Annotated in this window: 11 protein-coding genes; all 11 read left to right on the plus strand. The window is 50.7% G+C overall.

Annotated elements, in window-relative coordinates:
• Nucleotides 1–559: 559 nt before the first annotated feature.
• The 11 genes from mutS (at nucleotide 560) to hflX (ending at nucleotide 14,845) form a co-directional block, all read left to right on the plus strand.
• Nucleotides 560–3,361 (plus strand): DNA mismatch repair protein MutS, encoded by a 2,802-nt coding sequence (mutS, locus tag ACSR9A_RS16860; RefSeq protein ID WP_473758444.1) that lies wholly within the window; start codon nucleotides 560–562, stop codon nucleotides 3,359–3,361.
• Between the two features lie 36 nt (nucleotides 3,362–3,397).
• Nucleotides 3,398–5,557, plus strand: a complete 2,160-nt coding sequence (mutL, locus tag ACSR9A_RS16865; RefSeq protein WP_473758446.1) for a DNA mismatch repair endonuclease MutL — start codon at nucleotides 3,398–3,400, stop codon at nucleotides 5,555–5,557.
• Nucleotides 5,554–6,345 carry a class I SAM-dependent methyltransferase gene (locus ACSR9A_RS16870; RefSeq protein ID WP_473758447.1) on the plus strand — a complete coding sequence of 264 codons (792 nt, stop codon included), beginning with the start codon at nucleotides 5,554–5,556 and terminating at the stop codon, nucleotides 6,343–6,345. Before mutL ends, ACSR9A_RS16870 begins: the two co-directional genes overlap by 4 nt.
• The gene (gene miaA, locus ACSR9A_RS16875) at nucleotides 6,326–7,348 is read left to right on the plus strand and encodes a tRNA (adenosine(37)-N6)-dimethylallyltransferase MiaA (protein ID WP_473758449.1); all 1,023 of its coding nucleotides are present in this window, start codon (nucleotides 6,326–6,328) and stop codon (nucleotides 7,346–7,348) included. The genes ACSR9A_RS16870 and miaA overlap by 20 nt, the downstream gene beginning before the upstream one ends.
• Nucleotides 7,345–7,587 (plus strand): RNA chaperone Hfq, encoded by a 243-nt coding sequence (gene hfq, locus ACSR9A_RS16880; protein ID WP_056028072.1) that lies wholly within the window; start codon nucleotides 7,345–7,347, stop codon nucleotides 7,585–7,587. The genes miaA and hfq overlap by 4 nt, the downstream gene beginning before the upstream one ends.
• Nucleotides 7,588–7,746: 159 nt before the next feature.
• Nucleotides 7,747–10,275, plus strand: a complete 2,529-nt coding sequence (locus tag ACSR9A_RS16885; protein WP_473758450.1) for a transglycosylase domain-containing protein — start codon at nucleotides 7,747–7,749, stop codon at nucleotides 10,273–10,275.
• A gap of 33 nt (nucleotides 10,276–10,308) precedes the next feature.
• Nucleotides 10,309–10,962 (plus strand): peptidylprolyl isomerase, encoded by a 654-nt coding sequence (locus ACSR9A_RS16890; protein ID WP_473758452.1) that lies wholly within the window; start codon nucleotides 10,309–10,311, stop codon nucleotides 10,960–10,962.
• Between the two features lie 182 nt (nucleotides 10,963–11,144).
• A complete protein-coding gene (locus ACSR9A_RS16895; protein ID WP_056028063.1) occupies nucleotides 11,145–11,702 on the plus strand; it encodes a ribonuclease FAU-1 family protein in 558 nt (185 codons plus the stop codon).
• Complete coding sequence (locus ACSR9A_RS16900; RefSeq protein ID WP_473758454.1) at nucleotides 11,699–12,352, plus strand: YdcF family protein; 654 nt, start codon at nucleotides 11,699–11,701, stop codon at nucleotides 12,350–12,352. The genes ACSR9A_RS16895 and ACSR9A_RS16900 overlap by 4 nt, the downstream gene beginning before the upstream one ends.
• A gap of 181 nt (nucleotides 12,353–12,533) precedes the next feature.
• Nucleotides 12,534–13,517, plus strand: a complete 984-nt coding sequence (locus tag ACSR9A_RS16905; protein WP_473758455.1) for an AAA family ATPase — start codon at nucleotides 12,534–12,536, stop codon at nucleotides 13,515–13,517.
• A gap of 35 nt (nucleotides 13,518–13,552) precedes the next feature.
• A complete protein-coding gene (gene hflX / locus ACSR9A_RS16910; RefSeq protein ID WP_473758457.1) occupies nucleotides 13,553–14,845 on the plus strand; it encodes a GTPase HflX in 1,293 nt (430 codons plus the stop codon).
• Nucleotides 14,846–14,876: the final 31 nt, after the last annotated feature.

The raw sequence follows: 14,876 nt of genomic DNA on the forward strand, positions 1-14,876 counted from the left end.
TACTTAATCCTTAATCCTTAATCCTTAATCTTTAGTCTTTAGTCATTAATATTTAATGTCTATTGCATGCCTCATCTCAGTTCTATAATGGAAGCCAACGAAGCTGACATTATATCCAACCTACGCGCTGGCAGTTATCGAAGCGGCAAAGCGGGGAGCTCTTTTTTAACAAGTAAGTCCTCCAAGCATACGAGGCATATTCGTTCTTTTTTTCAGATCGCCCTATTTTTCACACGTGTTCAACAATAGGGCTTCCCTGCACTTTCAAAATGGCTTGTATGCCAAGCAAACAGGCCATTTCCCTCTTTTCACCGCGTTACTTCCCGCTTTATTTCTCCCGTTACTTCTCACTTTACTGTGCATACTCCCCCGGCTTTTCTCCCTTAATGCACACCCGGAAAAATAGACAAGTTGGCGCGGCAAGCCAACGCTTGATATAATAGTAGAAAGTTGCTTGATTAGAATTTCGGAGATTTGGCGGAATTTACGGCTCTGATCATACGATAAACCTAGATTGCGAACGCCCGCGTTCGCTTACAAAAATAAAGGAGGGGCAACAGTGGCAAGCTATACCCCGATGATTATGCAATACCTAGCGATTAAAGAAGAAGCGAAGGATGCGTTTCTTTTTTTTCGTCTGGGCGATTTCTATGAAATGTTTTTTGAAGATGCGATTGCGGCCTCGCGAGAGCTTGAAATTACACTAACCGGAAGAGAAGGCGGCGGCACTGAAAAAATTCCAATGTGCGGCGTACCCTATCATTCTGCGCAAAACTATATCGCAAGACTCGTTGAAAAAGGGTACAAGGTTGCCATTTGCGAGCAGGTTGAGGATCCAGCTGCTGCCAAGGGCGTCGTACGACGTGAAATTGTTCAGGTCATTACACCGGGAACGGTCATGGAGTCGAAGGCACTCTCCGATAAAACGAATAATTTTATTTCAGCAGTTGCCCTATTAAATGGGAAAGTATCGATCTCCTCCTGCGACTTATCCACGGGAGAGCTGTACGTCACTTCGTTCCCGCTCCAGATGGAAGCGCTGATTGATGAAATTAACGTCTATCAGCCCGCTGAAATTGTTGGTGATGAGGAATTGCTCGGCAAGCTTCAAGCTTCAAATGCTTGGAATCGCCCAATATTGCTGACGAAGCGCGAGCTCGTGCCGGAGCAAAAGCTGCTCGACCAGTTCGGCAGGCAGGAGCTTGTACAGCTGAATGAAGCATGCTTGCGTGCCGTGAACCTGCTGATTGGCTATTTGGATGATACGCAAAAACGTTCACTCGGTCATGTTCGCGCAATCCGCAGCTATGAGCCGGGTCAATATATGATTCTAGATCATTATACCCGCCGAAACCTGGAGCTGACCGAGACCGTGCGCGACCGCTCGAAGAAAGGCTCGCTGCTCTGGCTGCTCGACCGCAGCCAAACCTCAATGGGTGCAAGGCTGATGCGCCGCTGGATCGACAAGCCTCTGCTTTCGCGCACCGCGATCGAAGCAAGGCTGGAGGCCGTTGATACTTTGTATCGGAATTTGATTTTGCGCGATGATATTCGCTCTGAGCTGCATGATATTTATGATCTGGAGCGTTTGGTCGGCAGAGTGGCGTTTGGCAGTGCCAATGGACGCGACATGAATGCCCTTAAAACGTCCATTCAGCGCGTTCCTCAGCTAGTCCAGCTATGTAGAGACTCGGGCTCGCAGCGGCTGGTGCAGCTGATTGACGGATTGGATGATTGCGCCGATTTGGCAGATATGATTGAGACGGTGGTCGTAGACGAGCCGCCAGTCTCGATTCGCGAAGGCGGACTTATTCGTGCTGGCTACGATGATTATTTGGACCAGCTTAAGGAAGCTAGCACTAATGGTAAAAAATGGCTCGCTGAGCTGGAGCGTGCGGAACGCGAAGCAACCGGCATTCGCTCGCTCAAAATCGGCTACAATAAAATATTCGGTTATTATCTTGAGGTTTCCAAAGCCAATCTCGCGATGCTGCCGGAAGGCCGCTATGAAAGAAAACAGACGCTTTCCAATGCTGAGCGATTCGTAACGCCTGAGCTGAAGGAGAAGGAACGTCTTATTCTTGAAGCTGAGGAGAAAATGGTCGATCTCGAATATGAACGTTTTCTGGAGCTGCGCGAGCATTTAGCAGGGCAGCTTCACCGTCTACAGCTCCTTGCCGAGGTCATAGCCGAGCTTGATGTGTATCAGGCATTTGCGACGGTCAGCGCAGAGCGCAGATTTACCCGCCCATCAATTACCGATTCGTTCGATATGGTTATTGAAGAAGGCAGGCACCCTGTTGTTGAGGCCGTTATGGAAAATGGGGCAGCGTTCATCGCTAATGCAACGCAGCTTCATAAAGAACATAACACGATGCTGCTTATTACGGGGCCGAATATGGCAGGCAAAAGCACCTACATGCGCCAAGTCGCATTGATTGGCATTATGGCGCAAATCGGCTGCTTTGTTCCGGCAAAATCGGCACAAATTCCACTGACTGACCGGATTTTCACGCGGATTGGCGCGGCGGACGACCTGATTGGCGGGCAAAGTACGTTCATGGTCGAGATGAAGGATATTCAAATTATGACCGAGAAGGCGACGGAGAACAGCCTTGTCATTATTGACGAGCTGGGACGCGGCACTTCTACGGGCGAAGGCATGGCCATTGCCCAAGCGGTTATTGAATATGTGCATCATCAAATTCGCTGTAAAGCGCTCGTATCGACCCATTTTCATGAGCTGTCGCATTTGGAGGATTCCTTGCCGCTGCTGACCAATGCTTGTATGGCGGTACAAGAAAGCGGCGATCATGTTACCTTTTTGCGTAAGCTGATACCTGGCGCAGCCGGAACGAGCTACGGCATTTATTGCGCGAAGCTGGCAGGCTTGCCAGAGTCCATTATTTCCCGCTCCTATGAGCTATTGGAAGTTTCGGAAGCAGTGGTTGAAACGAATGCGAGCAGCAAGGTGAGCACAGGTGCTGTTGCTAGTACAGAGAGTCCAACGGCTGAGCAGCAAGCTCCTTATGTTGAACCAGGCCAGGAACAATTGTATGAAGCTATACAGTCTGGTGCTGCTTTATCCAATGCAACTGAACATGCCTATAACAGCAATTCCTCCGAAACAGATCATTCGGCCACCCAAGCATCGAATGCTGGCGTACGTGAAACTGCTGCGGCCATCCAGCTGTCCATTTGGGATGAACCAGCTGCCGCGCAGGCTGATTCGGGCCGCCGTAAAGGAAATGCCAAATCCGAGCAGCTTGCTGATCAACTGCGCAAGCTTGACCTATATAATATGACGCCGATGCAGGCGATGCAGTGGCTGGGTGATATGAAACGCAAAATGAACGACTAGAAGCGGCAAGTCCGCGTGGGAAGGAGGAGCATACAAATGGGTAAAATTCTTGTGCTGGACGAGCAACTCGCGAATCAGATTGCCGCAGGCGAAGTGGTAGAAAGGCCTGCTTCTGTTATTAAGGAGCTGGTCGAAAATGCTGTCGATGCCGGCAGCTCCACAATCGACATCACAGTGGAAGAGGGCGGCTTGAACCTTATTCGTGTTATTGACAATGGCTCCGGCATTCCTGCCGAAGAAATTGAAACGGCATTCCAGCGCCATGCCACAAGCAAAATTGCCACGAGCAGCGACTTGTTCCGCATCGCAAGCCTAGGCTTTCGCGGCGAGGCGCTGCCAAGTATCGCGGCCGTTTCTCGGCTGGAATGTTTGTCTTCTACCGGACAGACCGGCTTAGGCCATAAGCTGTCCATCGAAGGCGGAACGATAACGGCCAGCATTCCGGCTGCTACGCCGCAAGGTACGGATATGACGGTGCGCGACTTGTTTTACAATACGCCTGCCCGGTTGAAATATATGAAGGCGGTGCAAACCGAGCTTGGACATATTTCAGATTATATTTACCGTATTGCGCTTGCGCATCCCGGCATCGCTTTTACACTTAAGCACAATGGCAATACGCTGCTGCGAACGCTTGGTACAGGCGACCGTCTGCAAGTAATCGCTGCTATTTACGGCTCGAATACGGCCAAGGCAATGATGGCGATACAAGGCGAAAGCCCGGATTATGAGCTGTTAGGCTATATTTCCAAGCCTGAGCTGACACGGTCGAATCGCAATGGCATAACCGTCATTGTGAATGGGCGGTATATTCGTAGCCATGCGGTTAATCAGGCGATGCTTCAGGCATATCATACGCTGCTGCCGATTAATCGTTTTCCGCTTGCGATTATTGAAATTGGCATGCATCCGAGCCTGCTTGATGTAAACGTACATCCTTCCAAAATGGAGGTTCGCTTCAGCAAGGAAGCAGAGCTGCGGACGCTCGTTGAGTCGGCTATACAGGCTGCACTTGGCAAGGAGCGTCACATTCCAGGCCCGGATTCTATACATAACCAGAAAAGGTCCGGTCCGGTATTCGTTCAGGGAGCCATGTCCTTTCATCGTCCGGAGTCCAAAGCACCGTCTTCACCAGCGGGAGGCAGCAAAGGGGACAAGACGATTGCGCAAGCCCCTTATTCCCCATTTGGACAAGGTGCTTCCAGAGAATTTGTGCCGAAGGATGCGGCGGAACGTTTGTACAAGCCTGCCCAGACTGGAAATGGTATGGCGCGCGAAGCAGGCGCAGCATGGGAGAACATTGTCTCTGAAGCAAAGCATCCCCATGGAGGTGTTACGGCGAATCGTTCGCCGTCGCAAAGCCAAGACGCTCCGCTTCCAGCCGAGCCTTCCTGGATTCGTCAAGACGCGGCTAGCATGGCTAGCTCGCAGACTGTCGCAGACGGAAACGAGCCCGGCAACGGATTGGAAGGCATAGGGGCAGCAACTGCCGATTTAAGCAGTGAAGCTGCTGCCTCTGTTCATACGGCCTCCTTGCCCGACATGAATCTTGGACAAGGCAGCCAAGCGCCAGCAGCTCCGGAGCAGCCTTCAGCAGCGAATGAAGCGGGTTTTCCCGAGCTGCATTGGATTGGCCAGCTGCATGGCACGTATATTGTGGCACAATCGGAGGAAGGACTGTATTTAATTGACCAGCATGCGGCGCATGAGCGAATCAATTATGAATATTATTATGCCAAGTTTGGCATGCCCGAGGCTGCAAGCCAGCAGCTGCTAGTGCCGCTTACGCTGGAGTTTACGCCGGGTGAGGCAGAGCAACTGCGCGGCATGCTGCCGTTATTTAATGAAGCGGGCGTCGAGCTTGAGCCATTTGGCTCCCAAACGTTTCTTGTTCGGGCCTATCCGCAGTGGCTGCCGGATGGCGAGGAGAAGGACATTATTGAAGAAATGGCGGATCTGCTGCTCTCCGAGCGCAAATCGATCAATATTGCCAAGCTGCGCGAGAAGGCTGCCATTATGTGTTCGTGCAAAGCATCGATTAAAGCCAATGACAGGCTTACGCGGGAAGAGGGCGAAGCGCTGCTCTCAAGGCTTGGAGCATGCCATCAACCGTATACCTGTCCGCATGGACGCCCGATAGTTGTGCATATGTCCACCTATCAGCTTGAAAAAATGTTTAAGCGGGTGATGTCATGATCGTAACGACCGCCGATCGTCCGTCTGAGGCGACGGTAGCCAAGGCGAGAAGAATTGCAGGTGAACTCTCTGTTCCTTATCGGGTGAGGGGGAGAATGACGCTGCGGCAAATCGGCGCCGAGATGGCCGAGATTCGCCTGTTTGTTGTGACGGATCGCGAAGTCAGGTATTATGAAGGACAGACGGATACGCCGTTATTTTTTCACCCTAGCATGGCTTTTGTAAGAGTCAAGCGGCTTCGAAGGGGAGAAACAGATCCGCTCATCATGCTCTCCCGCTGCGAGGAAGGCGATACAGTTGTAGATTGTACAGCTGGACTTGCCTCTGATTCTCTCGTATTCGCTTATGCGGCGGGCACATCCGGACAAGTTACCGCTATTGAAAGCGAGCAGGTGCTATGCGCCTTGGTGCGTGAAGGGCTTGCCGTCTATGAATCGGGGCTTGCTGATGTGGATGCGGCGATGCGCAGAATTCGCATGCTCAGCATGAACCATCTGGACTATTTGCGGCAGCTGCCGGATCAAAGCGTCGACGTTGTGTATTTTGACCCGATGTTCCGGCAGCCGATTCATGAGTCGAGCTCGATTCAGCCGCTGCGCCAATTGGTCAATGACAGCGCCTTGTCTTCCGAGGCAGTGGCCGAAGCGCTGCGAGTGGCGCGCAAAACCGTCGTGCTTAAGGAGCATCGCCATAGCGAGGAGTTTGCAAGACTCGGCTTTGAGCGGCGGCATTTACATTCTTCAAAAATTGCTTATGGAGTGATAGAGGTTGCCAGAACAAGAGAATAAGCGGGTAACCGCGCTGGGCAAAAAGCAGCCCTTGCTCGTATTAATTGGCCCTACGGCAGTAGGCAAAACCAATTTAAGCCTGGAGCTGGCCAAAGCTTGGCAGGCGGAAATCATCTCGGGCGATTCGATGCAGGTTTATCGCGGCATGGACATCGGAACAGCGAAGCTTCCTCTGGAAGAGCGCGAGGGCATCCCGCATCATTTAATTGATATTCGCGATCCGGATGACCCCTATTCGGTGGCAGACTTTCAGGCGGGCTGCGGAAGCAGCATTGAAGAGATTGCTGCTAAAGGGAAGCTGCCCTTCATCGTTGGCGGCACGGGCCTCTATGTGGAAGCCGTGTGCTATGGCTTTGAATTTTCAGAGAGCGGCTCTGATGAGGCCTTTCGCCAGGAGCAGGAGCAGTTCGCTTTAGCGCACGGCGCCGAGGCGCTGCATGCGAGGCTCGCGCTCATTGATCCAAAGTCCGCGGAGCGCCTGCATCCAAATGACCAAAGGCGCGTTATACGTGCGCTTGAAGTGTTTCATTTAACAGGCATCAAGCAATCTGAGCAGCTCGAGGGTCAGAAAAAAGAATCCCCGTACGAATTGTGTATCGTCGGGCTGACGATGGATCGGGCGGAGCTGTACCGCCGGATTGAGCTGAGAATTGACCAGATGCTGGAGCAGGGGCTGGTTGAGGAAGTGAAGGCGCTGCTTTCGCGCGGCGTTCCGCCTCATGCAGTAGCTATGCAGGGACTCGGCTATAAGGAAATAGCGTCATTTTTACGGGGAGAATGTACGCTTGAGGCTGCGGTAACTTTGCTTAAACGGGACACGAGACGCTTTGCCAAGCGCCAATTGTCATGGTTTCGTCACATGAAAGATATCGAATGGATCGATATGGGGGAAAATTTTCACAACAATTTACATCGGATTCATGGTATAATAGCAGGAAAGTTTCAAGTCCATCTTGAATATACTTCTATTCAATCATTAGTAGACGGAGGTAACGTCCAATGAACAAATCCATCAACATTCAAGATACGTTCTTGAACCAATTGCGTAAAGATAACATTCCTGTTACAGTTTTCCTGATGAACGGGTTCCAAATCCGGGGCGTTATTAAAGCGTTTGACAACTTCACCATTATTATTGACAGCGAAGGCCGTCAACAAATGGTGTACAAGCATGCCATTTCGACGTTTACTCCGCAGCGAAATGTATCTCTCATGCAGGACAACAGCAGCTCTGACTCGTAAGGCGCACGCCATTAGTGAAACTTTCTAATAGCGTTCTGCGTTTAACTAGATAGCGGAAGGAAAGGGCAGCCCGCTTTAACAGGGGTTGTCCTTTTCATTCCGGGGGTATAAATAAGAAGACAGACAGCTTCTAGGAAGAAGCGCAGGAGGGGAGTCACAATGGCTGATCGCAGGCAAAGAACACAACCTGAGAAGAAAACGAGACCTAAGAAGAAAAGAAGAATGTCGGGGAAAACGTGGTTTTTCCTGTTGTTTTTCACTGTAGTTATTGCTATCGTGTGCGGTATCATCGGGTATTCGCTTATTATTTTGAACGGTGAGCGAATGCTTAAGGAAAGAGCCGATATGATGGTTATGGGCGAAGCATCCATTGTTTACGATGCGAATGGAGATGAAATTTCGCGATTGTCCACAGCAGAAGAAAATCGTGAAATTGCCGAATATGATGAAATTCCGAAGGAAATGATGAATGCCCTTGTAGCGACGGAGGATCAGCGTTTTTACGAGCATGCTGGCATCGACTTTTTTGCGATTGGAAGGGCACTCGTCAAGGACATTATCGCTCGCAGCGCGGTTGAGGGCGGAAGTACGATTACTCAGCAGCTAGCTAAAAATATGTTTTTATCCTCGGATAAAACGTTGTTCCGGAAAGCGACGGAAGCATCCATTGCCGTAGCTTTGGAAAACAACAAGACGAAGGAAGAAATATTGACGCTTTATTTAAATCGGATTTACTTTGGCAAAGGGGTTTACGGTGTCAAGGGAGCTGCAAAATATTATTTCAACAGCGAGCTGAAGGACTTGAAGCTATGGCAAATGGCTACGCTTGCCGGAATGCCAAAAGCGCCAAGCCGCTACAATCCGGTAAATGATGCGGAAGGCTCCAAGGCGCGCCGCGGAGTTGTGCTTCAGTTGATGTATGATCAGGGCTACATTACGAAGGACGAAATGGATGAGGCGAAGGCCGTCGATTATGTGACTCCGCCTACAGTAGAACAAAGCAAGGACGAGCCTTATAAAGCGTTCGTTGACTACGCAGTAGAAGAAGCATTGAGAGTTATGCCGGATATGACCGAAACGGACCTGCGCATCGGCGGATACCGGATCTATACGACGCTCAATCCAACAGCGCAAACAGTCGTCGAAAAAGAATTTGCCGACGATTCCAACTTTGAGGAAAGCGTTGACGACAAGAAGGTTCAGGGAGCAATGGTCATTATCGACCATCGGGACGGGGCCATCCAGGCTATCGCAGGCGGCCGTGATTACGAACGCAAAGGCTTGAATCGCGTGGAATTGCCGCGGCAGCCGGGATCAGCGTTCAAGCCGATTACTTCTTACGGCCCGGCACTGGAAACCGGTCAATATTTTCCATGGACCGTTCTGAAAAATGATAAAACCTGCTTCGGCAACTATTGCCCTAAAGATTCAAGAGGCGCAACGCCGATTACGATGCAGGAGGCGGTTAAGCATTCCCGCAACTTGCCTGCCGTATGGACGCTGAATGAAATTGGCGTTAGCAACGGTGTGAAATTTGCGACAAAGCTTGGTTTTGAACTGAGCGACCAGGATCGCAATCTTGCGATTGCGCTCGGCGGATTGACGGAAGGTGTTACACCGCTGCAGATGGCGACGGCTTACAGTACTTTTGCCAACAGCGGCCAAACCGTTGATTCACATACGATTAGAGAAATTACGACGAGCAGCAATACGGCTGTCTATACTTACAAAGCTCCGTCAACTGAGCAAGTTATGAATGCTGATAGCGCTTGGTACATGACGGAAATGCTGCAGACGGTTGTCCAATCTGGCGGTACGGGAACTGGTGCGGCAATAGATCGCCCCGTCGCCGGCAAGACGGGTACGACACAGCATGGTATTCCAGGCTTTAACTCCAGCGCAAACCGTGACGCTTGGTTTGTAGGCTACACGCCGGAGTGGACTGCCGCCGTATGGATGGGGTACGATCGAACGGATGAGCAGCATGTGCTCAAGAAGAGCAGTGCCCAGTCGGCTGCCATGTTCTCCAAGGTAATGAAGCAGGCGATGGCAGACATGCCGAAGTCCAGCTTTAAGAAGCCGCAGGGCGTGAAAGAGCCAGTTAAAGATGTAGGTGCAGTAACGAATTTTAATGCTGTGTTTGTTCCAGAGCAAATGAAAGTTGCTTTGTCATGGCAAGGTGCAGCTAGCAGCAACATTTCGTATAAGGTTTATCGCAAAGCGATGGACCAAGCAGACTTCAGCTTGTTTGTTGATGCTGCTGGTACAACGGTTGATGATATGTCAGTAGCACCAGGCATGACGTATGACTATTATGTCGTAGCGATCGATGCGGAAAATAACCTGACTAGCAAGCAGTCCGAGACGATAACCGTACAAATTCCCGAAACGGTTATTGATGTTCCAGACGTCCCGATGGACTCCATTGATCCAGATGAAGGTGAAATTGAACTGCCATCCTTCAGTCCTGACAGCGGCATGACGCCAACCCCGACGCCGGGCACGGAGACGCCTCCGGTTGAAACCATTGACCCAGGGACAGTTAGTCCCGAGCCAACGGATAACCCTGCTAGCCCTCCGGTAGAGGAAGGCTGGCAAAATGGCGGCAATGCAGGTGGCGAGGACAATCCGGCGAACGCGACGCCGGATCCCGCCCAAGGGGATGGAACGACTAACGAAGCCGGGTAGCAAGCGGCAATACGTAAGGAGCTGGTTACAAGAATGAGCAGGAAACAGTGGACGGTATGCAGTGCTTTTCTAATGGCACTCCTCATAATGACATTGCTTGCCGGCTGTGGAGCGAAAGGGAGCTTGACCAGTCAAGGAACTACGGCGGAATCCGGCAATGCCGAGAAGGTGATGCGCTGGGAGCGCATGCCGGAGATGGAGCTGGATCTCAATAAATCGTATACCGCCGTATTTACAACGAATAAAGGGAATTTTACTGTGAAGCTGTACGCTAATGAAGCGCCTATAACGGTAAATAACTTTGTTTTTCTGGCGCGCCATGGCTTCTATGACGGTTTGACGTTTCATCGCATTATTGAATCATTTATGATTCAGGGCGGTGATCCGCAAGGCAATGGCGTTGGGACACCTGGCTATTCGATTCCGGACGAGCTGGACACGGAAATTAAATATGAGCCCGGTATAGTTGCAATGGCCAATGCTGGAAAGCCGAATACAGGCGGCAGCCAATTTTTCATTTGCACAGGCTCCGGCTCCGAGAATCTGAATCAGAACCCGAACTATTCGATTTTCGGAAAAGTCATAAGCGGCATGGATACGGTGGCTGATATAGCGAAGACGCCAGTTGACAATAATGAGCCGCTTGAAGATATCATTATTCAAAATATAGTCATCGAGGAAAAGTAGCTCTGCTATCGCCGTCCCGTCACCGGGGCGGCGATTTTGCAGTTTGGGAAAGGCGGAGCTTGGTTTATTTTTCAAGTCGGGTGGAGATGCGCGGCTGGTTATGGTAAGCTTTTTACAAAGCTATCCTTTACCATCGAAAGCCGTTGCTTCAGGGCTTATCTCAACGGAAAGGTACGTTCCGTATGAAACGAAAATTTTCTGACCGTGCGAACTGGCGTCGCATTTTGCGCAAGAGCTACTCTTGCATCACGCTGGACAATGATGAGTTCCGAGGCTTGGTAACCTTTTACCGCATTCACGAATTGCGTGAGCCGCTTTGGAAAGAGTACAACGGACGTCGGCTGTGTCTGGCCGATCGTGGCTATTTGTGGATGCAGCATTTTCCTCGTGGCGAGCATTTCGTCGTGACGACGATGTTTGATGACAAGGGCCGTGTTGTACAGTGGTACATTGACATTTGCAAGACTCAGGGACTGACGGATCAACAGGTTCCCTGGTTCGATGATCTGTTCCTTGATGTAGTTGTGCTGCCAAGCGGAGAAGTATTTCTGCTCGATGAGGATGAGCTTGAGGATGCGCTGCGTCAGGGCGATGTTACTGGCAAGGAGGCTGCTATGGCACGCAAGACAGCCGGCAGACTGCTTTCCAATATCCGCAATGGGCGTTTCCGTTATTTTACGCTAAGCTTGAAGCATCGCAAAAGCTTGGCGGAGAAGACAGGGGAGTTAAGCGAGTCATGAAGCAAATGCTAAGGACAGGGAGCAGCCGGCGCAAGCGGCGGACGAATAAGCGTCCGGGGCTGCTCCTGTTTCGTATGCTGGCATGGTGTACGGTTGCTGGGGTTTTCTGGTGTGGTTATGCGTTATGGGTCATTAACAGCTATGATGCTGCTAAAGAGAGCAAGAAAGCAGAGGTCGGTATTGTGCTCGGTGCCGCGCTTTGGGACAATGTGCCAAGTCCAGCACTTAAAGAGCGTCTAAACTTTGCGTATAAGCTATATGAGCAGGGCAAGGTGGACAAGCTCATTATGAGCGGCGGTCTTGATGCAGGAGGCGCAGTTGTCACAGAGGCGGCGGGAATGAAGACGTATTTGGTCGATAAAGGCATTCCAGAGGAGAAGGTGCTGCTGGAGGATCAATCGACAAGCACATATGAGAATCTGCTGTTTAGCAAAACCATTATGGAGCGCGAAGGTTTTGCGAGCGCTCTAATTATTACCCATCAATTTCATGCGCCTAGAGCATTTGAAATTGCGAAATTTTTGAACTACACATCGGTTGAGGCTGCTGGTACGCCTTCACAGGTGTTGAAGCCGTGGAATGCTGAGGGGCGTGAGGTTTTGGCATACACGAAATGGAAGCTTGATGCCCTGATGCTCTGGCTAGGCTGACCATATGACAGCTATAGTTATAAAATCTGTTAATAGGACCGTTTATGCCTGAATACACTTGTAAAGCGGAACAATGCCCAAGCAGCGAGGCTGCTGCTAGGGAGCGGTTTCTGCTTGAATGCAGCGCTATGTATTTGCGCTCATTCCTAACGACAAGTGCGAAGGATAGGTGATGCGTCAGATGAGCGGACATGTCAAATCGGGCACTAATAGCGGACCCAGGCCTTCAAGGCAAATTAACGTTATTCTCAGAAGCCATGAGACGTATGCAGTTGCAGCTTCTGCGCCCCTGATTGAAAGCGAGTCTCTATCAGCGGTGAAGCCTTTGCCTGCGAGCGACCATTTTGCTGAAATTCAGAAAGAGCTTGAGCCGATGGTCGGGATGGAAAATGTGAAAACGCTGATTTATGAAATTTATGCACTACTCTATATAAGCCGCATGAGGACGGAAGCAGGCCTTTTTGGCGGCTCGCATGTGTATCATATGATTTTCAAAGGCAATCCCGGCACTGGAAAAACGACGATCGCCCGCATCGTCGCCAAGCTGTTTCAGAAAATGGGCGTGCTGTCGAAGGGCCATCTGATTGAGGTGGAGCGTGCAGATCTTGTAGGCGAATACATTGGCCACACGGCGCAGAAAACGCGTGATTTGGTTCGCAAGGCCATGGGCGGCGTGCTGTTTGTCGATGAGGCTTACAGCCTTGCTAGAGGCGGGGAAAAGGATTTTGGCAAGGAAGCTATTGATACGCTTGTGAAGTGCATGGAGGATCGGCGCAATGACTTTGTGTTGATTCTAGCCGGCTATCCGGCCGAGATCGATCATTTCTTACTGACGAATCCCGGTTTGCCTTCGCGGTTCCCGATTCAGATTGATTTTCCTGACTATTCGGTGGACCAATTAATCCAGATTTCCGAGCTGATGTCCAAGGATCGTGATTATCATTTGGCTCAGCAGTCCATATTTAAGTTAAGGCAGCATTTAATGACGGAGAAGCAAAATGACATTTTTTCCTTCAGCAATGCAAGATACGTTAGAAACATATTGGAAAAGGCGATTCGCCATCAGGCGGTGCGGCTGCTAAATCATTATGCAAGCGGTGTACCGCCAAAGCAGGAGCTGATGACCATCAGGCCAGAGGACTTCAAATGGGAGCCGAAAGCTTGATAGGAGGCACAAAGAACGATTGAGAGGGTAAACATATGCGAGAAAAGACGCACGATACACAGACTGATATTCAGGATCGCGCTATATTGGTCACTTTGGTCACACAACAAATTAAACGCGGCTCCAGCGATCCGGAGCATTCACTTGAGGAACTGGTTAAGCTTGCCGAAACGGCAGGCGTTGAAGTGCTCACAACATTAACACAAAACCGTGAAAAGCCCGATACAAAATGGTTTATCGGCAAAGGCAAGGCAGAGGAGCTACGTCTGGTTGCCGACGAAATGGGTGCGACAACCGCTATTTTTGATCAAGAGCTTTCTGGGGCGCAGGTACGCAATCTCGAAGAGATGCTGGATGTGAAAATTGTAGACCGGACGCAGCTTATTTTGGATATTTTTGCCCAGCGTGCGGGAACGCGCGAGGGGAACATACAGGTTGAGCTGGCTCAGCTCAGTTACTTGCTGCCGCGCTTGTCGGGACACGGCAAAAACCTGTCGCGTCTTGGCGGCGGCATCGGTACACGCGGTCCCGGCGAGTCCAAGCTGGAGACAGATCGGCGCCATATTCGGGGGCGCATCACTGATCTTAAAGCTCAATTGGATGAAGTTGTTCGCCATCGGCATTTGTACCGCGAGCGCAGAAAGAAATCCGGCATCATTCAAGTTGCGCTGGTCGGCTATACGAATGCGGGTAAGTCGACGCTGCTCCGTCAGCTGACGGATGCCGACGTATACGTGGAGAATCAGCTGTTCGCCACGCTAGACCCAACTTCACGCACACTTGAGCTGCCTAACGGCCGAGAAGTAATTTTGACCGATACGGTTGGCTTTATTCAAAATCTTCCTCACGATCTCGTTGCCGCTTTCCGCGCGACGCTTGAGGAAGTGAACGAGGCGGACTTAGTGCTGCATGTCGTAGACAGCAGTTCGCCCATGCGTGATGAGCAAATGGCCGTTGTAGATCGCATTTTGAACGATCTCGGGGCAGCAGGCAAGCCTACGCTGACGATTTATAATAAAATCGATCTTTGCTCGCCTGAGGAAGCCTACACGCTTCGTTCTGGTGGAGATTCTCTGATCATCAACGCATACAAGGAAGCCGACTTGAAGCAGCTTTGCGATACGATTCAAGAAAAGCTTATGGGGGATACCGTTGTGTTTGCGCTGCCAGCCGCCAGAGGCGATTTAATTGCGCTTGCTTACCGCACGGGAGAAGTAATTGAGCAAGAAGTGGATGGCGAAGAGGGAGAACTGCTTCGTCTGACGATTCAGTTGAGCAAACAGGATTATGAAGTGAACGGGCACCGTCTGCATCCTTATATCGTCTAAGGATGCTTTGGAGCCGATCGACAAAAGGGAG

It is taken from the genome of Paenibacillus sp. R-74696, assembly GCF_055814915.1.

Coding starts and splice junctions, on each gene's coding strand:
- mutL (WP_473758446.1), top strand. CDS start 3,398: ATGGGTAAAATTCTTGTGCTGGACGAGCAACTCGCGAATCAGATTGCC.
- ACSR9A_RS16870 (WP_473758447.1), top strand. CDS start 5,554: ATGATCGTAACGACCGCCGATCGTCCGTCTGAGGCGACGGTAGCCAAG.
- hfq (WP_056028072.1), top strand. CDS start 7,345: ATGAACAAATCCATCAACATTCAAGATACGTTCTTGAACCAATTGCGT.
- ACSR9A_RS16885 (WP_473758450.1), top strand. CDS start 7,747: ATGGCTGATCGCAGGCAAAGAACACAACCTGAGAAGAAAACGAGACCT.
- ACSR9A_RS16890 (WP_473758452.1), top strand. CDS start 10,309: ATGAGCAGGAAACAGTGGACGGTATGCAGTGCTTTTCTAATGGCACTC.
- ACSR9A_RS16895 (WP_056028063.1), top strand. CDS start 11,145: ATGAAACGAAAATTTTCTGACCGTGCGAACTGGCGTCGCATTTTGCGC.
- ACSR9A_RS16900 (WP_473758454.1), top strand. CDS start 11,699: ATGAAGCAAATGCTAAGGACAGGGAGCAGCCGGCGCAAGCGGCGGACG.
- ACSR9A_RS16905 (WP_473758455.1), top strand. CDS start 12,534: ATGAGCGGACATGTCAAATCGGGCACTAATAGCGGACCCAGGCCTTCA.
- hflX (WP_473758457.1), top strand. CDS start 13,553: ATGCGAGAAAAGACGCACGATACACAGACTGATATTCAGGATCGCGCT.